Annotated in this window: 20 protein-coding genes; 13 read left to right on the top strand and 7 right to left on the bottom strand. The window is 71.4% G+C overall.

Going from position 1 to position 22522, the window contains the following annotated elements:
* Positions 1-18 precede the first annotated feature (18 nt).
* Together ACIRSS_RS35665 and ACIRSS_RS35660 are read right to left on the bottom strand one after the other, a co-directional pair.
* Complete coding sequence (locus tag ACIRSS_RS35665) at positions 19-438, bottom strand: hypothetical protein (RefSeq protein WP_400902979.1); 420 nt, start codon at positions 436-438, stop codon at positions 19-21.
* Between the two features lie 162 nt (positions 439-600).
* Complete coding sequence (locus ACIRSS_RS35660; RefSeq protein ID WP_400904014.1) at positions 601-3825, bottom strand: GH92 family glycosyl hydrolase; 3225 nt, start codon at positions 3823-3825, stop codon at positions 601-603.
* 314 nt (positions 3826-4139) lie between these two features.
* On the opposite strand from ACIRSS_RS35660, the gene ACIRSS_RS35655 reads away from it, so the two are divergent.
* The 12 genes from ACIRSS_RS35655 (at position 4140) to ACIRSS_RS35600 (ending at position 15912) form a co-directional block, all read left to right on the top strand.
* Entirely contained in the window at positions 4140-5123 is a 984-nt protein-coding gene (locus ACIRSS_RS35655; protein WP_086673103.1) for a LacI family DNA-binding transcriptional regulator, read from the top strand.
* Entirely contained in the window at positions 5120-6157 is a 1038-nt protein-coding gene (locus tag ACIRSS_RS35650; RefSeq protein WP_400902976.1) for a class I mannose-6-phosphate isomerase, read from the top strand. The genes ACIRSS_RS35655 and ACIRSS_RS35650 overlap by 4 nt, the downstream gene beginning before the upstream one ends.
* Positions 6154-6918 carry an ATP-binding cassette domain-containing protein gene (locus ACIRSS_RS35645; RefSeq protein WP_400902973.1) on the top strand — a complete coding sequence of 255 codons (765 nt, stop codon included), beginning with the start codon at positions 6154-6156 and terminating at the stop codon, positions 6916-6918. Before ACIRSS_RS35650 ends, ACIRSS_RS35645 begins: the two co-directional genes overlap by 4 nt.
* Positions 6915-7958, top strand: coding sequence for an ABC transporter permease (locus ACIRSS_RS35640; RefSeq protein ID WP_400902970.1), 1044 nt, complete (start codon positions 6915-6917; stop codon positions 7956-7958). The genes ACIRSS_RS35645 and ACIRSS_RS35640 overlap by 4 nt, the downstream gene beginning before the upstream one ends.
* A 116-nt stretch (positions 7959-8074) precedes the next feature.
* Complete coding sequence (locus ACIRSS_RS35635; protein ID WP_400902967.1) at positions 8075-9070, top strand: ABC transporter substrate-binding protein; 996 nt, start codon at positions 8075-8077, stop codon at positions 9068-9070.
* Between the two features lie 200 nt (positions 9071-9270).
* Entirely contained in the window at positions 9271-9966 is a 696-nt protein-coding gene (locus ACIRSS_RS35630) for a hypothetical protein (RefSeq protein ID WP_400902964.1), read from the top strand.
* Positions 9967-10017: 51 nt separating this feature from the next.
* Positions 10018-11064, top strand: a complete 1047-nt coding sequence (locus ACIRSS_RS35625) for a sensor histidine kinase (protein WP_400904012.1) — start codon at positions 10018-10020, stop codon at positions 11062-11064.
* Positions 11061-11816, top strand: coding sequence for a LytR/AlgR family response regulator transcription factor (locus ACIRSS_RS35620; protein WP_400902961.1), 756 nt, complete (start codon positions 11061-11063; stop codon positions 11814-11816). The genes ACIRSS_RS35625 and ACIRSS_RS35620 overlap by 4 nt, the downstream gene beginning before the upstream one ends.
* The gene (locus ACIRSS_RS35615; RefSeq protein ID WP_400902958.1) at positions 11813-12160 is read left to right on the top strand and encodes a hypothetical protein; all 348 of its coding nucleotides are present in this window, start codon (positions 11813-11815) and stop codon (positions 12158-12160) included. Before ACIRSS_RS35620 ends, ACIRSS_RS35615 begins: the two co-directional genes overlap by 4 nt.
* Positions 12160-13884 carry a cation acetate symporter gene (locus ACIRSS_RS35610; protein WP_400902955.1) on the top strand — a complete coding sequence of 575 codons (1725 nt, stop codon included), beginning with the start codon at positions 12160-12162 and terminating at the stop codon, positions 13882-13884. The genes ACIRSS_RS35615 and ACIRSS_RS35610 overlap by 1 nt, the downstream gene beginning before the upstream one ends.
* A gap of 70 nt (positions 13885-13954) precedes the next feature.
* Positions 13955-14305, top strand: coding sequence for a DUF485 domain-containing protein (locus ACIRSS_RS35605; RefSeq protein WP_400902953.1), 351 nt, complete (start codon positions 13955-13957; stop codon positions 14303-14305).
* Positions 14302-15912, top strand: a complete 1611-nt coding sequence (locus tag ACIRSS_RS35600) for a cation acetate symporter (RefSeq protein WP_400902951.1) — start codon at positions 14302-14304, stop codon at positions 15910-15912. The genes ACIRSS_RS35605 and ACIRSS_RS35600 overlap by 4 nt, the downstream gene beginning before the upstream one ends.
* A 58-nt stretch (positions 15913-15970) precedes the next feature.
* Here the strand turns inward: ACIRSS_RS35600 and ACIRSS_RS35595 are convergent, their stop codons facing one another.
* The gene (locus tag ACIRSS_RS35595) at positions 15971-16708 is read right to left on the bottom strand and encodes an isocitrate lyase/phosphoenolpyruvate mutase family protein (RefSeq protein ID WP_400902948.1); all 738 of its coding nucleotides are present in this window, start codon (positions 16706-16708) and stop codon (positions 15971-15973) included.
* Entirely contained in the window at positions 16705-17166 is a 462-nt protein-coding gene (locus ACIRSS_RS35590) for a carboxymuconolactone decarboxylase family protein (RefSeq protein ID WP_400902946.1), read from the bottom strand. Before ACIRSS_RS35590 ends, ACIRSS_RS35595 begins: the two co-directional genes overlap by 4 nt.
* A gap of 46 nt (positions 17167-17212) precedes the next feature.
* On the opposite strand from ACIRSS_RS35590, the gene ACIRSS_RS35585 reads away from it, so the two are divergent.
* Positions 17213-18583: a PLP-dependent aminotransferase family protein gene (locus ACIRSS_RS35585; RefSeq protein ID WP_400902943.1), complete on the top strand. Its 1371-nt coding sequence runs from the start codon at positions 17213-17215 to the stop codon at positions 18581-18583.
* A gap of 169 nt (positions 18584-18752) precedes the next feature.
* Here the strand turns inward: ACIRSS_RS35585 and ACIRSS_RS35580 are convergent, their stop codons facing one another.
* The 3 genes from ACIRSS_RS35580 to ACIRSS_RS35570 all read right to left on the bottom strand — a co-directional run bounded on the left by ACIRSS_RS35580 (position 18753) and on the right by ACIRSS_RS35570 (position 22385).
* Entirely contained in the window at positions 18753-19478 is a 726-nt protein-coding gene (locus tag ACIRSS_RS35580; RefSeq protein ID WP_400902940.1) for a peptidylprolyl isomerase, read from the bottom strand.
* Positions 19479-20231: 753 nt separating this feature from the next.
* Positions 20232-21197, bottom strand: a complete 966-nt coding sequence (gene meaB / locus ACIRSS_RS35575) for a methylmalonyl Co-A mutase-associated GTPase MeaB (protein WP_400902937.1) — start codon at positions 21195-21197, stop codon at positions 20232-20234.
* Positions 21198-22385: an acetyl-CoA C-acetyltransferase gene (locus ACIRSS_RS35570; RefSeq protein WP_400902935.1), complete on the bottom strand. Its 1188-nt coding sequence runs from the start codon at positions 22383-22385 to the stop codon at positions 21198-21200. It lies immediately after the preceding gene.
* Positions 22386-22522 lie beyond the last annotated feature (137 nt).

Genomic DNA, 22522 nt, shown 5'->3' with positions numbered 1-22522 from the left:
CTGCGCCGCCGGCCCTTTTCAGGCCGGTCTGGATACGACTTGCGCGACGAACCGGTACCGCATGACGTACCGGTTCGCGTCGGAATGCCTCCGGTCGAGCACGAAGCACGGCCCTTGGAGTTCGGTCACGTCGGGGAACACGGTTCCGCCGGACGCGTTCAGCAGCGGCAGCACACCCCGCACGGCCAGCGCGACCGCGTGCGCGGCGGTCTTGTCCGGACCGTAGGAGTCCAGCCGCACCTCCGCGTTGTCGAGCCGGTCATCGTCGAGGTAGACGCCGCCGAGCCGGGTGAGCACGACGGCGCGCTGCGTTCCGTCGAAGCCCGGCGGGACCGCCGAGCCCACCGGCACGCCGGACAGCTCCGGCCGCGAGCGCAAGAACGCCGCGACCGCCTGTTCGACATCCGGGAACACCAACGGTTCCTGGGCGATCGGCACGATTTCCCCCACCTCCCCAGTCCCCTTGGGGTGTGCCCAACCTAACGCAGCGATCATCGCCTGCAAGCGGCCGAACGGGGGATCGCGCTGGCCGGATCCGGCCCGCGCGCGGACATGGGAACGGCCCCCTCCCGTGCGGGAGGGGGCCGTCGTCTTGTCGGGTCAGGCGCCGACGCCGATGGCGAACACGTGCAGCGCTCCGCCGCTCACGTTGTCCGGCAGTGTGACGCTGGCGAGGGTCTTGCCCGCGGCCAACGTGATCGGGTTGGTGCCGAACACCATCGTGCGGATCTGCTGCGGGTCGCCGCCCGAGGCGTTGCGGTACGGCGTCGACAGGACGATCCGGTTGCCGAACGCCGGCTGGGCGCCGCCGCCACCGAGGGTCCAGTCGGAGAACCCGATGGTGGCCGTGGACGTCGTGCCGTCGGTGTAGGTCAGCGTCAGCGTGCCGGACGCGTTGCCGTTGGACGCCGAGCCGAGCAACGCCAGCCGACCCGAGCCGGAGACGTTGACCGTCTGGCCCGAAGCGATCACGTTGTCCGGGTCGCCCGCCGGGAACGCCGGCCAGGTGAACTTGATGCCGTCGCTGGTGACCGTGCCGCCCGGGGTGGCACCGGCCGCGGCGAGGGCGTCGGCCGAGTAGCTCCAGCCGCCGCCGTCGAAGTTCGCCGCGCCCGAGTTCGAATCCGGGGAGATGCCGGCGTTGTTCACCGTGGCGAGCCAGCTGTTCGGCTGCGCCACCAGCACCGTCAGGACGGCCTGCGAGGACGCGACTCCCGGTGCGGAGAACGTCACCGGGATGCGCCGCGCGCCGTCGGCCAGGGCCGCCGGGACCGAAACCGTCAGCTCCGCGCTCGCCTTGCCCGCGGCGGGCACCGCGATGGTGCCCGTCGCCGGGGTCAGCGTGATCCCGTCGACGCTGCCCGCGCTGTAGGTCCAGGTCCGGGCGACACCCGAAAGGTCCTGGACCCCCACGGACGCCTTGGACGTCGACCCCGCGGGCGTCACCGCACGGGCCGGGTCCACAAAGGACAGGCTCGGCTTCTCCTGCTCGCGGAACGACGGCGGGGCGTCGGCCGTCGCGCTGCCCCACGAGGTCGCCGTGGCGGAGCGGGTGTAGTCGAGCGTCCCGCCACTGGAGATCAGCGCCTCCGGCAGCCACGCCTTCGCCGCCGCGCCGCCGTTGACCTTCAGGCTGCCCACGTAGTCGCCGGTGCCCGGCGCGTTGATGGTGATCTTCTTGCCCGCGCCGGTGGTGAGCACGGCGTGCTCGAAGCGCGGGGTGACGAGCAGCGTTTCGGCGCGGCCCGGGATCTCCGGGTAGACGCCGAGCGCGGACCAGACGTACCAGGCCGACATCTGGCCGAGGTCGTCGTTGCCGATCAGGCCTTCGGGCCGCGGGTTGTACAGCTCGTTCATCGAGCGGTGCACGATCGCCTGGGTCTTGGCCGGCGCGCCCGCGTAGGAGTACACGTACGGCGCGTTGGAGTTCGGCTCGTTGCCCATGAAGGCGTACGGCTCCTGCGTGCCCGCGTTCAGCTGGGTGAAGAAGGTGTCCAGCCGGGACTGGGTCGCGGTGTTCCCGCCGAACGCCGTCACGACGCCGCCGAGGTCGTAGGGCACCATCCACTCGTACTGCGCGCCGTTGCCCTCGACCCAGCCCTGCGAGCTGGCGGGGTCGTAGGTGCCGGCGAACGAGCCGTCCGCGTTGCGCGGCTGCAGGTGCCCGGTACCCGGGTTGTAGAGGTTCTGCCAGTTCTGCGCGCGCTTCATGAACGTCGTGTACGTCGCGCTGTCGCCGAGCCGCTTCGCGAACTGGGCGATGGAGAAGTCGGCGCTGGTGTACTCGAGCGTGTCCGCGCCCGCGCCCGGCACGTAACCGAGCTTCTGGTAGTCCTCGAGACCCGGCCGCTCGGTGTAGCCCTGCGTCGGCTGGGTCGCGCCCTTGATCATGAGCAGCAACGCCTTCTGGGCGTCGAAGTCACGCGCGCCGAACGCGTACGCGCTGGAGACGATGATGTGGTACGGGTCGCCGTTCATGACGCCGGTGTAGTCGTTGGCCACCGTCCAGCGGTCCCACGAACCGCCCTGCTCGGCGTAGGCCATCATCGACCGGACGATGTCCGAAGTCTCCTTCGGGTCGATCGTCGCCAGGAGCGGAGCCTCCGAGCGGTAGATGTCCCAACCGGAGAAGTTGGTGTACATCGCGTGGCCCTTGTCGGCCGTGTGGATCCGGCCGTCGAAGCCGGGGTACTGACCGTCCACATCGGAGAAGACGTTCGGCTGGATCAGCGAGTGGTACAGCGAGGTGTAGAACGTCGTCATATCGGCGTCGGAACCACCGGTGACGGCGATCTTGCCGAGCTGGGTGTTCCACGCCTTGCGCGCGCCCGCCGCGATGGTGTCGAAGGACTTTCCGGTGTTCTCCGCTTTCAGGTTGGCCTTCGCGCCGTCGACGGACACAAAGGACAGTCCGACCTGGACGTTCACCTGGGCGCCGTTGAGGTTGGCGAAGGTGACGTACCCGCCGCTGCCGGGTCCGCTGACCGTCGTGTTCTGCTGCTTGGCGGTGGTGGTGCGCGCGATCGAGGCGTCGACGCCGTTGGGCTGCGCGACCTTCGCCTTGGCACCACCGGTTTCCGCGGCCTTGTTCGGCGTCACGGCGCCGTTCTTCCACGTGCCGATCGAGGCGAACGGCGTGTCGAACTTGGCCGAGAAGTAGACGCGGTAGCTGTTGCGCGCCCCGCAGAAGCGGCCACTGGTGGCCCAGCCGCTGATGGTGTCCTTGCCGATGGTGATCGACGCGTCGTCGGTGCCGTTGACCGAGCCCGAGGTGTTGACCAGCAGCGTCGAGGACGCGCCGGCCGGGTAGGTCAGCCGCGCGGAGCCGGTGCGCTGGGTCGCGCTCAGCTCGACCTTCGCGCCGCTGTCGAGGGTGACGTCGTAGGCGCCCGCGGTCGCGTGTTCGTTGGCGTGCGAGAACTTCGACGTGTAGTGGCCTGGATCGGTCGCCGGGGAAGTCGTCACTTCACCGACATAAGGGATGAACGGGATGTCCTCGTAGGTCGAGCAGCCCGCGCCCGAAAGGTGCGTCAGGCTGAACCCGGTCAGGGCGTTGTCGTCGTAGAAGTACCCGCCCGGCTGGGACTTCACCGTGTCCGGGCTCCACTGGACCATGCCGAACGGCGCGACCGCGCCCGGGAACGTGTTGCCGGCACCGCCCCCGGTGCCGTGGTCGGCGCCGCCGGGACGGGTGCCGACGAAGGGGTTGACCCACTTGGCGAAGTCCGTCGCCGGGGCCGCCGCGGCGGGGACAGCGGGAGCCACCGCTGCCGTCACCGCCAATGCCAGGAAGGTAAAACCGGCTCTGAAGCGCGCTCGCGCCATCGCCATCGCCTCTCACCTCATCAGCGCGACCGGAAACGGTGTCATGACAACCTTGTCGCGCAGTCGGTAGAACCGGGCCACCTTGGGCAGCGGCTCACCGGATCGTCAAGGGGTCTCGTCAAGACCTGTCCACTTCGGGACAGCATGATCAGCCGTCTGACCTACGACGTCAGTAGCCGAATCGGCACAATTCGCGCGTGAAGCGTTGACAACCCACCGGCGGGTGGCGTTCAATCCCGGTCACTATGACAACGTTGTCTCCCCCCGGCCGGGACCGGGACGGCGCCACGCGCACCGCGAGCAGGCGAGCCACGATGAGCGACGTGGCCCGGCTGGCGGGCGTGTCGATCAAGACCGTCTCGCGCGTGGTCAACGACGAACCGGCGGTGCACCCGGACACCGCCGAGCGGGTCATGGCGGCCATCGAGCAGCTGGGGTTCCGGCGCAACCTGGGCGCGCGCAACCTGCGCCGCGGGTCGACCACCGGCACCATCGGGCTGATCGTCGAGGACGTCGGCAACCCCTTCTACTCCGAGCTGAACCGCGCGGTCGAGCGTATCGCGACGTCGTTCGGCCGCCAGGTGCTCACCGGCTCGTCGGAGGAGAACTCCGACCGCGAGCGCGAACTCGTCCTCGAGTTCTGCGCGCGGCGGGTGGACGGCATCCTCGTCGTCCCGGCCGGCCTGCAGCACGGCTACCTGGTGCCGGAGATGCGCGCGGGCACGCCGGTGGTGTTCATCGACCGGCCGGCCGGCGACATCGTGGCCGACACCGTGCTGGTCGACAACCTCGGCGGCACGATCGAGGCCGTCACGCACCTGGCGAAGCACGGCCACCGGCGGATCGCGTTCCTGGGCGACAGCCCGGACATCTTCACCGCGGCCGAGCGCCTGCGCGGGTTCCGCGAAGGCTGCGTCCGCAACGGCATCTCCTACGACGAGTCGCTGGTCTCCATGCGGACGCCGACGCAGGAGGGCATCGGCGACGCCGTGAAGCGGCTGCTGCACGGACCGGACGCGGCCACCGCCGTGATCGCGGGCAACAACCGGGTCGCCGTGCACCTGCTGCGCGCGCTGGCCCACGCCGAGTACCGCCCGGCGATGGTCGGCTTCGACGACTTCGAGCTGGCGGACCTGCTCGACCCGCCGGTCACCGTCGTCGCGCACGACGTGAGCGCGCTCGGCCACGCCGCGGCCGAGCTGCTCTTCGCGCGCGTCCAAGGAGATCAGTCCCCGCCCAGAAAGGTAGTCCTGCCCGTGCATCTCGTCGCCCGCGGTTCCGGTGAGGTCGCCCCGTGACCCTCGAACCCATCCGGCTCCCGGCCAACCAGCCGCCGCAGTTCTACCGCGGGGGCGACGCCATCGCGGCGCTGCGCGGAGCCTCGCCGGACAAGAAGTTCGGCCCGGAGGACTGGGTCGCCTCGGCGACCACCATGTTCGGCCAGGACACCAACGGCCTGACCCGGCTCCCGGACGGCGGCTGGCTGCGTGACGCCGTCATCGCGAACCCGAACGGCTGGCTCGGCGCCAAGCACGTCGAGGCGCTCGGGACGTCGACCGGGCTGCTCGTCAAGCTGCTCGACGCGGGCCAGCGGCTGCCCGTGCACTTCCACCCGGACGACGCGTTCGCCCAGCGGCACTTCGACTCGCACTTCGGCAAGACCGAGGCGTGGATCGTGGTCGGCACCTACGGCGACGACCCGCGCGTCTACCCCGGCTTCAAGGAGACGCTGTCGAAGGGCACCGTGTCCGAGTGGACGCGGGAGCAGGACGTGCCGTCGATGCTGGGCGCGCTGAACAGCGTCCCGGTGACCGCCGGCGACACCGTCTACATCCCGGCGGGCCTGCCGCACGCGATCGGCGAGGGCGTGTTCGTGGTCGAACTGCAGCAGCCGACGGACTTCTCGCTGACCATCGAGTGGCGCGACTTCCTCGCGTCGCCGGAGAAGGGCCACCTCGGGATCGGCTTCGACACCGCGATCCAGGCCCTCGACACGTCGGGCTGGGACGACGAGCGCCTCGAGACCATCATCAAGCGCACCGCGGGCGAGCACGCGTCCACTGTGGACCTGCTGGCCGGCGGATCGGAGCGGTTCTTCCGAGCCGAGCAGCTGCGCACGGACAAGATGACAACGTTGTCACTCGACCCGTCGTTCGCGGTCCTGGTCGTCCTCGACGGCGAAGGCACCCTGCGCACCGAGCACGGCGGCGAGCACGCGCTGGCGAAGGGCGACACCTACGTCGTCCCGTTCGACGCCGGCCAGACCGAGCTGTCCGGCGCGGCGACGGTGATCCGCTGCCGTCCGCCGGCACCGGAAGAGAGGCGCGGATGAGCGAAACCCTCCTGGACGCGGTCGACCTGACCAAGCACTACGGATCCGTCGAAGCCCTGCGCGGCGCGTCGTTCCAGGCACGCGCGGGCGAGGTGACGGCGCTGATCGGCGACAACGGCGCCGGCAAGTCCACCCTGGTCAAGTGCCTCTCCGGCGCGGAGCAGCCGACGTCGGGGAAGATCCTCCTCGACGGCGAGGAGGTGCGCTTCGACTCGCCGACGACGGCGCGGCGGATGGGCATCGAGACCGTGTACCAGGACCTCGCCGTCGCCCCCGAGCTGGACCCGGCGGCGAACCTCTTCCTCGGCCGCGAGATCCACCGCAAGGGCATCCTCGGCAAGCTCGGCATGCTCGACAAGGCCGAGATGCGGCGGCAGGCGATCGAGGAGTTCCAGCGCCTCGGCGTGACGCTGCAGAGCACCGACGTCCCGATCGGCGCGCTGTCCGGCGGGCAGCGGCAGAGCGTCGCGGTCGCCCGTTCGGTCGTGTGGGCGTCGAAGGTCGTGTTCATGGACGAGCCGACGGCCGCGCTCGGCGTCGTGCAGCGGGAACGCGTGCTCGACGTCATCAAGAAGGTGCGCGACAAGGGCATCGCCGTCGTGCTGATCAGCCACAACATGCCCGAGGTGCTGTCGGTCGCCGACCGCGTCGAGGTGCTGCGGCTCGGCAAGCGCGTGGCCCGGTTCAGCGGGCCGGACACGAAGCTCGAGGACCTCGTCGCCGCGATGACCGGCGCCCTCGTGCAGGAGGAGGCCGCGTGAGCGCACCGGTGAAGGACATCCAGGAGTCGCCCGAAGCGGGCTTCGGCAAGCGGCCGCTGGGCAAGCGCCTGGTGGAGGCCAACACGTTCTGGATCGGCCTGGTCCTGCTGCTCCTGATCGCGATGTTCAGCGTGATCGCGCCGGACACCTTCCCGACGCTGTTCACCTTCCAGACCCTGTTCATCGAGTCCTCGGTGCTGCTCATCCTGTCGGTCGGCATGACGTTCGTGATCATCACCGCGGGCATCGACCTCTCGGTCGGCTCGGTGCTGATCCTCTCGGGCATGGCCGGCGGCAAGACGATGGAGGCGCTCTCCGGCGGCGACGCGTCCAAGGCGGGCTGGGGCGTGATCGTCGTCGGCCTCGTCGTCGCCGTGGTCACCGGCACGATCTGGGGCCTGATCAACGGCGCCCTCGTCGCGCTGGCGAAGCTCCCGCCGCTGATCGTCACGCTCGGCACGATGGGGGCCGCGCTGGCCACCGCCTACCTGTTCAACGGCGGTTCGGACCTGCGCACGGTGCCGGCCGTGCTCACCCAGACCCTCGGCTACGGCACGTCCTTCGGCGTGGTGCCGAACCTGGTGATCGTGGCGATCGTGATCACCGTGATCGGGGCTTGGCTGCTGCGGACGACGAAGTTCGGCCGGTACACCTTCGCCGTGGGCTCGAACGCCGAGGGCGCGCGACGGGTCGGCATCGGCGTCACCGCCCACCTGCTGAAGGTGTACACGCTCACCGGCTTCCTGGCCGGGCTCGCCGGGTTCCTTTCGCTGGCCTACTACAACTCGACGACCATCTCCGGGCACACCACCGACAACCTCAACGCCATCACCGCGGTCGTGATGGGCGGCACCAGCCTCTTCGGCGGCGTCGGCACGATCCTGGGCACGGTGATCGGGGTGTTCATCCCCGCGGTGCTGCGCAAGGGTTTCACCATCATCCACGTCCAGGACTTCTGGCAGCTGTTCATCGTCAGCTGGGTCCTGATCGCCGCGGTCTGGTTCGACCAGCAGCGCCGTCGTCGCCGCAACTCCCGCTGAGTCCCCCTGCGAACCTTATTCAGCCGTCGGGCGGCGCGAAGGTCACCGCAGGCGGGCGAGCTGCAGTCCGTAGCGCCGCCCTAACCAGAATAAGATTCGAGTACAAAGAGGTGCTTATGAAACTGACCAAGACCCTCACCGCCATGGGTGCCGTGGTCTCCGCCGCCGCCCTGCTCACCGCCTGCGGCTCCGGCACGGTCGGGCAGACCGGGTCCGGCGACTCGGCCAAGCCGGTCGGCGGCAAGAAGCTGGCGCTGATCCCGGGTGTGCAGGCCGAGCCGTTCTACATCTCGCTGCAGTGCGGTGCGGAGGCCGAGGCGAAGAAGCTCGGCTACGAACTGACCACGCAGGCGCCGCAGAAGTTCGACGCGCCCCTGCAGACCCAGCTCGTCAACGCCCTCGGCTCGAACCCGCCGGCGGCGCTGCTCATCGCCCCCACCGACGACACCGCGATGCTGGCGCCGATCCAGCAGGTGAAGGCCCGCGGCTCGAAGATCGTCGAGGTCGACACCGCGCTCAAGGACACCAGCGTGGCCGCGTCGTCGATCTCGTCGGACAACGCCGCCGGCGGCAAGCTCGCCGCCCAGACGATGGCGAAGCTCGCGAACGGCAAGAGCGGCTCGGTACTGGTCCTCGACACGATCGCGGGCACGTCGACGACCGCCGCGCGCGCGAAGGGCTTCGAGGACGAGCTGAAGAACACCCCGAACCTGAAGTCGGTCGGCGTCCAGTTCACCCAGAACGAGCCGGAGCAGGCCGCGGCCAAGGTGACGGCGGCCCTGTCGTCGACGCCGGACCTCATCGGCGTCTTCGCGACCAACCTGAACACCGGCGAGGGCGCGGCGACCGGCCTGCGCAACGCGGGCAAGGTCGGCGCGGTCAACCTGATCGGCTTCGACGCCAGCCCGTCGGAGGTCGAGGGCCTGAAGAACGGCCAGTACCAGGCGCTCATCGCCCAGGACCCGGCCTCGATCGGCACCCAGGGCGTCCAGCAGGCCGTCGCGGCCGTCGAGGGCAAGCCGGTGACGCGGAACCTCACCGCGCAGCTGCACTCGATCACCAAGGCGGACATGGACGCCAACTCGCAGTACTTCTACAAGCAGTCCTGCTGACCCGTCCGTCAGATCCCTGCGGGTGGTGTGCGCACCGCCCGCAGGGGTTCTGACCAGGTGTTTCACCGCCGGTGATCGGTCACCACCGGTCACCGCGGCGGGGCCACCGCTCACCGCACGAACCGTTCCCCCGCGCGGGTGTCGCCCGTCACACTCATCTGCACATGCATTTACACATGCATGATCGCAGGGAGGGTGCGATGAACTACGAGCGGCCGGCCATACACCGGACGATCTTCGCCGTGGACGTCGAGGGCTACGGCGACCAGCGCAGGACCACACCGGACCGCCTGGCGATGCGCGAAGGGCTCTACCGCGCGCTCGGCCGGGCGTTCGACGACGCGGGCGTCCCCTGGGCGGCCTGCCGGAGCGACGACTGCGGCGACGGCGTCTTCGTCCTCGCCCCGCCGCAGATCCCGAAGGGGCTCTTCGTCGAGTTCTTGCCCAACGCGCTCGCCGTGGCGCTGCACCGGCACAACCTGACCCACCACGCCGGCGCCCGGATCCGGCTCCGGATGGCGCTGCACGCGGGCGAAGTCGCCTACGACGACCACGGCGTGACCGCGCCGGCGATCAACCACGCGTTCCGGCTCCTGGACGCGGCGCCGCTGAAGAAGGCGCTCAAGACGTCGCCCGGCGTGCTGGGGCTGATCACGTCGGCGTGGTTCTTCGAGGAGGTCGTCCGGCACAGCGACGGCCTCGACCCGACGACGTTCCGGCCGGTGCCGGTCGCGGTGAAGGAGACCCGGACGACCGGCTGGATCGCGCTGCCCGACCGGCCGTACCCGGCGAACACGAGCCTGCTCGGCGACGTCACGGCGCTGGACGACTACCGGACCTGGCGCCGCTTCCGCCGCCACGCCCAGGTGCTGGCCGACCGGGAGGGCCCCGCGTAGCCGTAGGATCTACTGCCCTGGACACCGTCGCCGAGGGGAGGCCCGTTGACCGTGCACCTGCGCGCGGCATCCCGCGCCGACCCGCTGCCGGTGCTCGCCGCCGCCCGCCGGATCACCGACGACCTGCGCGACGGCCTGTCGGGCACCCGCGCGCGCCGCGCCGCGCACAGCCTGCGGCGCCTGTTCGGCTTCCCCGGGCTCGGGCTCACCGACCTCTCCGGCTCGCTGCTGTGGTCGGGGCGGCCCGGGCCGGACGCCGTCGTCGCGTCGGTGCTCGACGGCGTGCTCCACACCGAGGAACCCGGCTCCGCGCCCGACGTCATGGTGCTGCCGCTGCACGTCCGCGACGAACTGGCCGGAGCGCTGCTCGTCGTCGGCGACGTCCGGGACGCGGTCGCGGCCCAGGCCGCGGACCTCGTCGTGCAGGCTCTGGAACGCGGGCGGCTCGAGGCGTCCGCCGAACAGGCGGCGCAGGCCGAACTGCGGGCGCTGCGGGCCGAGATGTCCCCGCACTTCGTCTACAACGCACTGACCGTCATCGCGTCGCTGGTGCGCTCGGACCCCGACCGCGCCCGCGACCTCATGCTCGACTTCGCCGACTACACGCGCTACAGCCTCGCTCGCCACGGTGAGTACACGGTGGTCGCCGAGGAGTTCCGCGCGATCGAGACGTACCTCGCGCTGCAGCGGGCGGTGCTCGGCGAACGCCTGCGCGTCCAGGTGCGGGTCGCGCCGGAGATCCTCGCCGTCGCGGTGCCGTACCTCGTGCTGGAGCCGTTGGTGGAGAACGCGATCCGGCACGGCATCGAGCCGCGCTCGGGCACGGGCCTGGTCCAGGTGCACGGCCAGGCGGAAGGGAACGACTGCGTGATCTTCGTCGAAGACGACGGGGTCGGCATGGACCCGAAGCGCGCGGCGGACATCCTGGCCGGGCGCACCGGCGAGGACGACCCGGCCGGGCTCGGACTGGCCAATGTGGACAGACGGCTGCGGGACGTCTACGGCGCCTGGTACGGCCTGACCGTCGAGACCGAGGTCGGCGCCGGGACGCGCGTGGTCGTGCGGGTGCCGCGGTTCCAGCCGGGGGTGCTGCCGTGACTTCGCTTCGGGTCCTGGCCGTCGACGACCTCGCGCCCGCCCTGGACGAGTTGTGCACCATGCTGCGCGAAGCGCCCGAAGTCGGCGAAGTCGTCGGCGCGAGTGACGCGCTGAAGGCGTTGAAGCTGCTTCAGGCGGACCGCTTCGACGCGGTGTTCCTCGACATCTCCATGCCAGGCCTCGACGGGCTCGAACTGGCGTCGCTGCTGGCGAAGCTGAGCGAGCCGCCGGTGATCGTGTTCGTCACCGCGCACGACGGCCACGCGGTGACGGCGTACGGCATCGGCGCGGTCGACTACCTGCTCAAACCGGTGCGCGCCGAACGGCTGTCGGCGGCGCTGGCGAAGGTGCTGCGGATGGCGACCCCCGCGTCCCGGCCGACGCCGGACGCGATGGCGGCGCTGCCGGTGGAGTCGGGCGGCCGGACGCGGTACGTCCGCCGCGACGACGTGCTGTTCGTCGAGGCCCACGGCGACTACGTCCGGTTGCACACGCGCGGCGGCGTCCACCTGGTGCGGATGCCGATTTCGCGGCTCGAGGAGTACTGGGAGGGCACGGGGTTCAGCCGCGTGCACCGGGGCTTCCTGCTGGCGGTGGGCGCGGTGCTGGAGCTGCGCAGCGACAGCGCGGGCGGCCTGTTGGCGCACACGGAGGCGGGCGACGTCCCGGTCAGCCGCCGGCACGCGCGGGACCTGCGCGACCGACTGCTGGAAGCGGCGCAACGCGGCCAGCTCGGGCCGGGCCCGCGATGAGCAAGATCCGCCGGGTCGCCGTCACGAGCCCGCAGACCCGTCTGGCCCACGCGCGCCGCCGGTCGCGGCACCGCTGGCGCCAGCCCCGGCTCCCCGCGAGCGACACCCAGCGCGCCACCACGCTCTACCGCGCCCAGCGCCGTCGCGGCATCCCCGCGCTGGTCCTGATGTTCGCCCTCCTCCTCGGCCTGCCGGGGGTCTTCGCGATCTTCCCGGGCCTGGACTCCGTGCGGCTGCTGGGAATCCCGCTGTCCTGGCTGATGATCGCGGTCCTCCCCTACCCCGCGATGGCCGTGCTGGCCCGCTGGCAGCTGCGTCGCGCCGAACGCCTCGAGGACGACTAGTGGGCGTCGCGCTCGCCGTCGCCCCCGTAGTCCTCGTGACGCTGCTCATCGGCGTCCGCGGGGTCGCCGCCATGCGCACGACGTCGGACTTCCTCGTCGCGTCCCGTCGGATCTCGCCGCTGGTCAACTCGGCCGCCGTCTCCGGCGAATACCTGTCCGCGGCTTCGTTCCTCGGCGTCGCCGGGCTCGTCGTCAAGGACGGCATCGGTGCCCTCTGGTACCCGGTCGGCTTCACGGCCGGCTACATCGCGATGCTCGTCCTGGTCGCCGCACCGATGCGAAGGTCGGGCGCGCTGACCGTCCCCGACTTCGCCGAAGCCCGCCTCAACTCCCCCGCCCTGCGCCGCCTGGCCGCGGTGGTCGTGCTGGTGATCGGCACGATCTACGTCGTCCCGCAGTTCCGCACCGCGGGCCTGGTGCTCACCGCGGTCGGCGGCACGCCGTACTGGGTCGGCGTCGTGCTGGCCGGCGCCGCGGTCAGCGTCACCCTCGCGCTCGGCGGGATGCGCGCGGCGACGTACGTGCAGGCGTTCCAGTTCGTGCTGAAGCTGCTGTTGTTCCTCATCCCCGCGATCTGGCTGGTGCTGCAGGCGGGCGCGGTCAACCGGGCCGACGCCCTCCACCCGGTCGAGTTCACGCACTTCGCCCGCGAAACGCCGGTGCGGTTCGAAGTCGACGTCACCATGGAGATCCGCGAGCCGACCGCCGTGCGCGTCAACGGCGTCCCGCGGACCCTGCCGCCGGGCGAGTTCACCGCGCACAGCCAGGACGCCGTCGTGTTCGGCGAAGGCACCGCGGTCCCGGCCGTCCGCGGCGGCGCCCCGCTGGGCGGGCACGACTGGCAGCGGCCGCTGCTCGACCTCGGCGACCAGGGCTACCCGCTGCTCGGCACGTGGTCCGTGCTCATCGCGACCATGCTCGGCACGATGGGCCTGCCGCACGTGCTCATGCGCTTCCACACCAGCCCGGACGGCCGCGCCGCGCGCCGCACCGCCGCGATCACCGTGGCGCTGCTGGGGATCTTCTACCTCTTCCCCGGCGTCTACGGCGTCCTCGGCCGGGTTCTCGTGCCCGGCCTCTACCTGTCGGGCGCGACGGACACGGTGGTCGTCGCGCTGCCGTACCAAGTGGACAGTGGCTGGGCCGGCGGGCTCTTCACGGCGCTGCTGACGGCGGGCGCGTTCGCGGCGTTCCTGGCGACGTCGCTCGGGCTGCTGCTGGTGATGTCCGGCGCGATCGCGCACGACCTCGTGCCCGGCGGGCTGCGCCGGCTGCGGATCGCGGTGTTCGGCGTCGCCGCGATCATGGTCCTGCTGGCGCTGCGCTCGGCCGAGCTCGACGCCGGGGTGCTCGTCACGTGGGGCTTCACCGTGGCCGCGTCGACGTTCTGCCCACTTTTGGTGCTCGGTATCTGGTGGCCGCGGCTGACGGCGGCCGGCGGGATCGCCGGGGTGCTGACCGGGCTGATCGCGTCGTCCGGCTCGATCCTGTTCGCCCTCGCCGGCCCGGATCTGCACGGCTGGGTGGCGATCTTGGTGCAGCAACCGGCACCCTGGTCGGTACCGCTGGCATTCGGCGCAATGGCGTTGGTCTCGCTGCGCGGCAGGCCGCCCGCCTGGTCGACGGCCGCCATGCTCCGCCTGCACCTGGACGAACCCCGTTCGACGGAACCCCGCGACCGTTCGTCAACCGTTCGTCGTCTGGCCCGGCTGTTGAGCCGCTGAATCTTCACGCGGGACTCACACGTCCCTACGGTGTCGCAGGTCACTTTCCGCAACGTCGCAGGGAGCAGCGATGAGCACGACGGAGACCGGCGGCGGCCCCCCGGACACGTCCGAGACCATCTGGGAACGCGCGCACGAAAGCACCGAGTTCCGCGAGCTGCGCAGCCGGCTGCGCCGGTTCGTCTTCCCGATGACGGCGGTCTTCCTCCTCTGGTACCTGCTCTACGTGCTGCTCGCGGACTACGCGCACGGCTTCATGAGCACGAAGGTCTTCGGCAACATCAACATCGGCCTGATCTTCGGCCTGCTGCAGTTCGTCTCGACGTTCGTGATCACCGGCCTCTACGTGCGGTACGCGAACCGGAAGCTCGACCCGGTCGCGGAGAAGATCCGCGAGGACATCGAGAAGGAGCAGCCGTGAACTTCGACATCGCCGCGGGTGTGGAAGGCAGCAACCCGGTCCTCAACATCATCATCTTCGCCGCCTTCGTGGTCATCACGCTGGTGATCGTGTTCCGCGCCAGCCGCAACACCAAGACGGCGTCGGACTACTACGCCGCCGGGCGCGCGTTCACCGGTCCCCAGAACGGCATCGCGATCTCGGGTGACTACCTGTCGGCGGCGTCGTTCCTCGGCATCGCGGGCGCGATCGCCATCAACGGCTACGACGGCTTCCTCTACTCCATCGGCTTCCTCGTGGCGTGGCTCGTCGCGCTGCTGCTGGTCGCGGAACTGCTGCGCAACACCGGCAAGTTCACGATGGGCGACGTGCTGGCGTTCCGCATGAAGCAGCGCCCGGTGCGGGCCGCGGCCGCGACGTCGACGCTGGCCGTGTCGTTCTTCTACCTGCTCGCCCAGATGGCCGGCGCCGGCGGTCTCGTCGCGCTGCTGCTCGGCGTCGAAGGCAGCGGGGCGCAGGCCCTGGTCATCGCGGTCGTCGGCGTGATCATGATCGCCTACGTCCTGATCGGCGGCATGAAGGGCACCACCTGGGTGCAGATCATCAAGGCCGCGCTGCTGATCGTCGGCGCGCTCGTGATCACCCTGTGGGTGCTCGGCAAGTACAACTTCAACTTCTCCAGCCTGCTGCAGGCCGCCGTCGACAAGGCGGGCAAGGCCGGGGAGACGCTGCTCGGCCCGGGCAAGCAGTACGGCGCCACCGGAACGTCCAAACTGGACTTCTTCTCCCTCGGCATCGCGCTGGTGCTGGGCACCGCCGGCCTCCCGCACGTCCTGATGCGCTTCTACACGGTGCCGACGGCCCGCGACGCGCGTCGCTCGGTGGTCTGGGCGATCGTGCTGATCGGCGTGTTCTACCTGTTCACGCTGGTGCTCGGCTACGGCGCGGGCGCGCTGGTCGGGCCGGACACGATCAAGAAGGCACCGGGTGGGGTCAACTCCGCGGCGCCGCTGCTCGCGCTCGAACTGGGCGGGCCGGTGCTGCTGGGCCTGATCTCCGCGGTCGCCTTCGCGACGATCCTCGCGGTGGTCGCCGGCCTGACGATCACGGCGTCGGCGTCCTTCGCCCACGACGTCTACGCGAACGTCGTCAAGCGCGGCAAGACGTCGCCGGACTCCGAGGTCAAGGTCGCCCGGATCACCGCGGTGGTCATCGGCGCCCTCGCCATCGGCGGCGGCATCCTGGCCAACGGGCAGAACGTCGCGTTCCTGGTGGCGCTGGCCTTCGCGGTGGCGGCGTCGGCCAACCTGCCGACGATCCTCTACTCGCTGTTCTGGAAGCGGTTCAACACCCAGGGCGCGCTGTGGTCGATCTACGGCGGCCTGGCCATCACGATCGTGCTGATCGTGTTCTCGCCGGCGGTGTCCGGCAAGAGCACGTCGATGATCAAGACCGCGGACTTCGCCTGGTTCCCGCTGAGCAACCCCGGCATCGTCTCGATCCCGGCCGCGTTCATCCTGGGCTGGCTGGGCACGGTCCTGTCGAAGGAGCACGACGAGAAGAAGTACGCCGAGATGGAGGTCCGCTCCCTGACCGGCGCGGGCGCCGAGAAGGCCGTCGCCCACTGACACCCCGAGACACCGAAGGCCGTCGTGAGTCATCCTCGCGGCGGCCTTCGGCCATTTCTCAGTACGGCAGTTTTCCTTCGGCGACACCCGCGAGCGTCGCTTCGAGCTGCTTGCGGACGTACTGCCAGAGCCCACCACCCAGTGAAATCCTCGCCACGCCCAGTTCGGCGAGGCCGCCGAGACCCGGGCTGCCCGGCCAGGCCGGCGCGTTGACGGCGCCGCCGACGCCCTCCACGAACACGGCGAGCACCTCGGGTGTGCGCAGGTGGATCGGGTAGACGCAGTCCGCGCCCGCCTCGAGGTACGCCCGTGCCCGGGCGATGCCGTCGACGAGGTGGTCCTTCGGGTCGACGCCGCGGAAGGAGTCGACGCGAGCGTTGATCACCAGGCCGTCGCCGGCCGCGTCGCGCAGGGCGGCGATCCGCTCGGCCTGCTCGGCGACCGGCCGGACCCCGCCGGTCGCGTGGTCGGTGTCCTCGAAGTTGCAGCCGACGGCGCCGGCGTCGGACAGGCGTCCGGCCAGCTCGGCGCCGGACAGGCCGTAGCCCGATTCGGCGTCGACGGTCACCGGCACGCTCACGGCGTTCGCGATGCGTCTCGCCGCGGCGAACATTTCGTCCGCGGGCGCCTGCTCGCCGTCGGCGAACCCGAGCGCGGCGGCCACGGCGACCGAGCTGGTCGCGACGGCCGGGAACCCGGCGGCCTCGACGAGCTTGGCCGTGTCGGCGTCCCACGCGTTCGGCAGGACCAGGGGCCTGCCCGGGACGTGCAGCGCCTTGAGCGCGGCGGCGCTCACGCGTCGCGCTTCGGGAGCGGCGTGTGGCTGGTGATGGTCATCCGGTTCCAGCTGTTGATCGCGATGACCTCCCACGCGACCGCGCGGTACTGGTCCTCGGTGAACACCCGCGCCGCCTCTTCGTAGACGTCGTCGGGAACGGTCTGGGTCGCGGACAGCTTGGTCATCGCCTCGGTGAGGGCGAGGGCGGCCTGCTCCTGCTCGGTGAAGAGGTCCGTCTCGCGCCAGCCGTCGAGCACGAACAGACGCCGCGGCGACTCCCCCAGCTCGAGAGCGTCGCGGGAGTGCATGTCGAGGCAGTACGCGCAGCCGTTGATCTGGGACGCGCGGGTCTTGACCAGTTCGAGGAGCTTCGGGTCGAGGCCGGCGTTCGCCCCGGCCTTGTTGACCTCGGCCTGCAGGTTGGCCATCGCCTGGTAGAGCTCGGGCGACTGCCCGAGTCCGATTCGCTTCGTCATGGTGTCCACGCTAGTCCGAACTGGTCCACGGGTATGGTCCAGTGACATGGCAGATTCGTGGTCCAGTTCCGGCCTCGACGTCCACCTCGGCTGGGAGCCGTCGACCGGCCGGAGCGGCCTCGCCGACGCGATCCGGGCGGCGATCCGCGCGGGCCGCTGGCAGCCGGACGCGACGGTCCCGTCGACCCGCGCGCTGGCGTCCGACCTGGGCATCGCGCGCGGCACGGTCACCCGGGTGTACGCCGACCTGGCCGCGGAGGGGTACCTGCGCACGGCCCAGGGCGCGCCGACCCGCGTGGCGACGGCGGGCTCGCTCCCCCAGTCCGCGCCGAGGCAGGCACCGCGCGACCCGGCGCCGCGCTGGGACCTGCGTCCGGGGCGTCCGGACCTGACGGCGTTCCCGCGCCAGGCGTGGATCACCGCGACCCGGCGGGCGTTGCTGCGGACGCCGGCGTCGGCGTTCGGCTACGAGTCGGAACTGGGCGCGCCCGAGCTGCGCGACACCCTGGCGGGGTACCTCGCCCGCGCCCGTGGCGTGGTCGCGGACCCGGCGCGGATCGTGGTGTGCCACGGGTATTCGCACGCGATCGCGGTGCTGTCCCGGGCGTTGTTCTCGTTGGGTGTCGGCGAAATGGCGTTCGAGAACCCGTCGCTGGGCATGTACCGCTCGATCGCGGCGGCGCAGGGCCCTCGGGTGGTCGGCGTGCCGGTCGACGAGGACGGCTTGGATGTGTCCGCTTTGGACAGTCCGGCGGTGGTGGTGACGGCGGCGCACCAGTACCCCACCGGGGTGACGCTGGCCCCGCACCGCCGAGCGGCCCTGACCCGCTCCGGCGCGGTAGTGCTGGAGGACGACTACGACGGCGAGTTCCGCTTCGACCGCCAGCAGGTCGGGGCGCTTCAGGCATTGGCGCCGGAGCGGGTGGTGTACGCGGGAACGGCGAGCAAGACCCTGGCACCAGCGCTGCGGCTGGCGTGGCTGGTGCTGCCCAGGTCGTTGGTCGAACCGGTCCGAGCCGCGATGGCCGACAGCGGTTCCCGGCCGGCGCTGCTGAACCAGCTGGCGCTGGCCGAGCTGATCGACTCGGGAGCGTACGACCAGCACATCCGCCGCAGCAGGGCGGAGTACCGCTCCCGCCGCACCCGGCTATTGGCGGCGCTGCCGGACACGGTCCGCCCCCAGGGCATAGCGGCGGGCTTGCACTTGCTGTTGATGCTGCCGCCGGACGGCCCGTCGGAGGCAACGGCCCTGGCGGCGTGCCGCCGCCGAGCGATCGGCATCGAGGGTCTGCACGGGTATTGGATGGGCGAGGAGCGCCAGGGAGGCTTACTGGTCGGCTACGCGGCAACACCGAAGCACGCGTTCGCCGGTGCGACCCAGACGCTGGTGGAGGCGTTGTGGGAGATCACCGCTTGACCCCGTCCCGCCCCGCGCGCCACCGCCCGGCCGGCACCCCCACTTCCGCCGCAGGCCACCACACCACCGCCGTGACCGCACGTGGCATTCCTGCAGCCCGGCCACCTCCTCACCGAGCCGCCGCCCGGCCATCCGCGGGCCACCCCACCGGAGCGGCCCGCGGTCACCGTCAGAACCAGCAGCCGGGCCGGACCCGAAGCAGTTCCGTCCGCAGCACCGGCGTCCCATCGACCGGCGCGGGATCGTCGGCCGTCGGCTGGATCCCCCCAGCCGCGACCTTGTCGAGCGTCCGCAGCCCCTCGGCCCCGACCGTGCCGAACACCGTGTAGTTCGGCCGCAGCGCGGAATCGCCGTACACCACGAAGAACTGCGAACCGTTCGTGTCCGGGCCCGCGTTGGCCATCGCCAGCAACCCGCGCGCGTAGACCCGGCGCGCGCCGGTCGGGTCGGTCGGCGCCGGCGGCAGGTCCACCGGCAGCTCGTCCTTGTACTTGTACCCCGGCCCGCCCTCGCCGGTCGCGGTCGGGTCGCCGCACTGCAGGACCTTCAGCGTCGGGTAGGCGGTCAGCCGGTGGCACACCGTGTGGTCGTAGAACCGGTGCCGCGCCAGGTGCAGGAAGCTCTGCACCGTGCACGGCGCCTTCGCGCGGTCGAGCGTCAGCGGCAGCGCGCCCTGGCTGGTCGGGACCGCGACGTCCACCTTCCCGCGGCTCGGCGTGTGCCGCGGGTCGGGTGGCAACGGCACCGGCCGCGCGGCCGGCTCGTCCGGCGTCTCGGTGTACTGGCACGGCCCGTGCGTCGTCTTCGGCGGCGGCGCATCGGCCGCGGCGGCGACACCATTGCCCGCCACGAACAACGCGCCGGCCGCCAGCGCGGTGACGAGTGTCTTCTTCATCCTGCACGCCCTCCCAGTGATCGCCCGGTTCCGGAGCGCCCCGCAGTCTAGGGCCCGGCACCGACAGGAATAACCGGCGAAAGTCGCCCCTGTCAGCCCATCGGGTGAATCGGGAGGGCGACACCCCGGAAATTGTCGGACCCCCGGCGCACGATGTCGATCACGCGGCAAACCCGCCGCACCGAGAAGGGGGAAGTCATGGCACACCGCCGAAGAACCGTTGCGGCGACTGCGTTTTCGCTGTTGATCGGGATAGCGCTGGCCACCCGGAAGCGCCGACAGCCTCCGCAGCCTGCCCGCCGGCGCAGGCTCTTCCCGCCCGCCCCGCGAATCCACGGCCGACAGTCTCCAGACGGCGAGGCATCAGCGCCGCAGGCCCGGGCCCGCCCCACCCAACAGCTCCCGCGCGGCGGAGCGCCGACACCGCAGATCCGCCCCGCCCGTCTCCCCCACGCCGAGGCGCCGACACCGCAAAGCCACCCCACACACAAGCTCCCACACAGCGGGGCGCCGACACTGCAGATCCCCACCACCCATCGGCTCCCGCACGCCGAGGCACCGATCCGCTCCACCGATCAGGCCCCACACGCCGAAGTACCGACCCGCCCCACCGATCAGCCCCCACACGCCGAGCCGCCGATCCACCCGACCGATCAGCTCCCACATGCCGAGGCGCAGATCCGCCCCACCCACCAGCCCCCACACGCCGAAGCACCGACCCGCCCCACCCACCAGCCCCCGCGCAGCGAAACCTCAGCCCCGCAGGTCGGCGATCAGCTCATCCGCGGCCGCGAACGGGTCGAGCTCCCGCGCCACCACCCGCTCGGCCACCCCGGCCAGCCGCCCGCCACCGCGCAGGTCGGCCAGCTCGGCCCGCAGCCGCCGGACCGCGATGGCCTCGACCTCGTCGCGCGCCCGCGCGATCCGGCGGCGGGCCAGCTCGTCGTGCGCCACCAGCCAGTCGTGGTGCGCGGTCAGCGCCGCCACCACCTCGTCGACACCCTCGCCCTTCGCCGCGACCGTCCGCACGATCGGCTGGCGCCAGCTCGCGCCCCGGATCTCGCGGCGCGCCAGCGAAATCATCTGCTTGAGGTCGTGCACCGTCGCGTCGGCGCCCTCGCGGTCGGCCTTGTTCACGACGAAGACGTCGGCGATCTCCAGCACCCCGGCCTTCGCGGCCTGGATCCCGTCGCCCATCCCCGGCGCGAGCAGCACCACCGTGGTGTCGGCCAGCTTCACGACGTCCACTTCGGACTGTCCGACGCCGACCGTCTCGATCAGCACCACGTCGAAGCCGGCGGCGTCGAGCACGCGCACCGCCTGCGGGGTCGCCCACGACAGCCCGCCGAGGTGCCCGCGCGTGGCCATCGAGCGGATGAACACGCCGGGGTCGGTGGCGTGCTCGGTCATCCGGATCCGGTCGCCGAGCAGCGCGCCGCCCGAAAACGGCGAAGACGGGTCGATCGCGAGCACGCCGACCCGCTTGCCCTCCGCTCGCAACGCGGTGAGCAGGGCCGACGTCGAGGTCGACTTGCCGACGCCCGGCGGACCGGTGAGCCCGACGACCCGGGCCCGTCCGGTGTGCGGGGTCAGCGCCCGCGCGATCTCGGCGACGCGGGGGTGGGCGTCCTCGACGAGCGACAGCAGCCGCGCGACGGCACGGGGCTGCCCGTCCCGCGCGCGGCCGACCAGGTCGTCGAGGTCGAGTGCACCGGCCACTTACGCGGACGGCACCCGCAGCAGCAGGGCGTCGCCCTGGCCGCCGCCACCGCACAGCGCGGCCGCGCCGAGCCCGCCGCCGCGGCGGCGCAGCTCGTGGATCAGGTGCACGGCGAGCCGGGCACCGGAGGCGCCGATCGGGTGGCCGAGGGCGATGGCCCCGCCGTTGACGTTGACCTTCTCCGGGTCGAGGCCGAGCTTCTCGGTCGACACCAGCCCGACGGCGGCGAAGGCTTCGTTGATCTCGACGAGGTCGAGCGCGTCGGCGCCGAGGTTCGCCTTCGCCAGCGCGGCGAGGATGGCGTTCGACGGCTGCTCGTGCAGGCTCGCGTCCGGCCCGGCGACGACGCCGTGCGCACCGATCTCGGCGATCGGCGTCAGGCCGAGCTCCTCGGCCTTCGCCTTGCTGGCCACCACGACCGCGGCGGCGCCGTCGGAGATCTGCGACGCCGAGCCGGCGGTGATGGTGCCGTCCGAGGCGAAGGCGGGGCGCAGCTTCGCGAGGCCTTCGGCGGTGGTGTCGGCGCGCACACCCTCGTCGGTGTCGAAGACGACCGGGTCGCCCTTGCGTTGCGGGATGGAGACCGGCGCGATCTCGTCGGCGAAGTAGCCGTTCTTGATCGCCTCGGCCGCGCGCTGGTGCGAACGCGCGGAGAACGCGTCCTGCTGCTCGCGGGTGACCCCGTAGCGGGAGTTGTACTTCTCCGTCGAGGCGCCCATGGCGACCTGGTCGAAGGCGCAGAAGAGGCCGTCGTAGGCCATGTGGTCGACGAGCGTGGTGTCGCCGTACTTGAAGCCGGAGCGGGACTTCGGCAGCAGGTGCGGCGCCTGGGTCATCGACTCCTGGCCGCCGGCGACGACGAGGTCGAACTCGCCGGCCCGGATGAGCTGGTCGGCGAGCGCGATGGCGTCGAGGCCGGAAAGGCAGACCTTGTTGATCGTCAGGGCCGGCACGCTCATCGGGATGCCCGCGGCGACCGCGGCCTGGCGCGCGGGGATCTGGCCGGCGCCGGCGGTCAGCACCTGGCCCATGATCGTGTACTGCACCGCGTCCGGGGAGACCCCGGCGCGTTCGAGGGCCGCCTTGATCGCGACCCCGCCCAGCTGTGCCCCCGTGAAGTCCTTGAGGGATCCGAGCAGACGCCCGATCGGTGTACGGGCGGCACCCAGGATCACGGAACCGGACACGGCGTCCTCCAAGCTTCGGCGCATGGGCAGTTTTTCCGACCATACCCGGAGGGCGGCCTTCTTGATGGAGCCAGTGTGAGGCGGGGCACGCGAAGAATCGGGGTCGACGCCGGTCGGGAGCGCCCTATCCTGCCTCC

Source organism: Amycolatopsis sp. NPDC101161 (assembly GCF_044768185.1).
Classification (GTDB): Bacteria; Actinomycetota; Actinomycetes; order Mycobacteriales; family Pseudonocardiaceae; genus Amycolatopsis.
The sequence above is the reverse complement of the archived record's forward strand: the minus strand, read 5'-3'. Positions and strand labels throughout refer to the sequence as shown.

Excerpts from the sequence above, each read along its gene's own strand:
- ACIRSS_RS35660 (WP_400904014.1), bottom strand. The coding sequence starts at position 3,825 with ATGGCGCGAGCGCGCTTCAGAGCCGGTTTTACCTTCCTGGCATTGGCG.
- ACIRSS_RS35655 (WP_086673103.1), top strand. The coding sequence starts at position 4,140 with ATGAGCGACGTGGCCCGGCTGGCGGGCGTGTCGATCAAGACCGTCTCG.
- ACIRSS_RS35645 (WP_400902973.1), top strand. The coding sequence starts at position 6,154 with ATGAGCGAAACCCTCCTGGACGCGGTCGACCTGACCAAGCACTACGGA.
- ACIRSS_RS35635 (WP_400902967.1), top strand. The coding sequence starts at position 8,075 with ATGAAACTGACCAAGACCCTCACCGCCATGGGTGCCGTGGTCTCCGCC.
- ACIRSS_RS35630 (WP_400902964.1), top strand. The coding sequence starts at position 9,271 with ATGAACTACGAGCGGCCGGCCATACACCGGACGATCTTCGCCGTGGAC.
- ACIRSS_RS35615 (WP_400902958.1), top strand. The coding sequence starts at position 11,813 with ATGAGCAAGATCCGCCGGGTCGCCGTCACGAGCCCGCAGACCCGTCTG.
- ACIRSS_RS35605 (WP_400902953.1), top strand. The coding sequence starts at position 13,955 with ATGAGCACGACGGAGACCGGCGGCGGCCCCCCGGACACGTCCGAGACC.
- ACIRSS_RS35590 (WP_400902946.1), bottom strand. The coding sequence starts at position 17,166 with ATGACGAAGCGAATCGGACTCGGGCAGTCGCCCGAGCTCTACCAGGCG.
- ACIRSS_RS35585 (WP_400902943.1), top strand. The coding sequence starts at position 17,213 with ATGGCAGATTCGTGGTCCAGTTCCGGCCTCGACGTCCACCTCGGCTGG.
- ACIRSS_RS35580 (WP_400902940.1), bottom strand. The coding sequence starts at position 19,478 with ATGAAGAAGACACTCGTCACCGCGCTGGCGGCCGGCGCGTTGTTCGTG.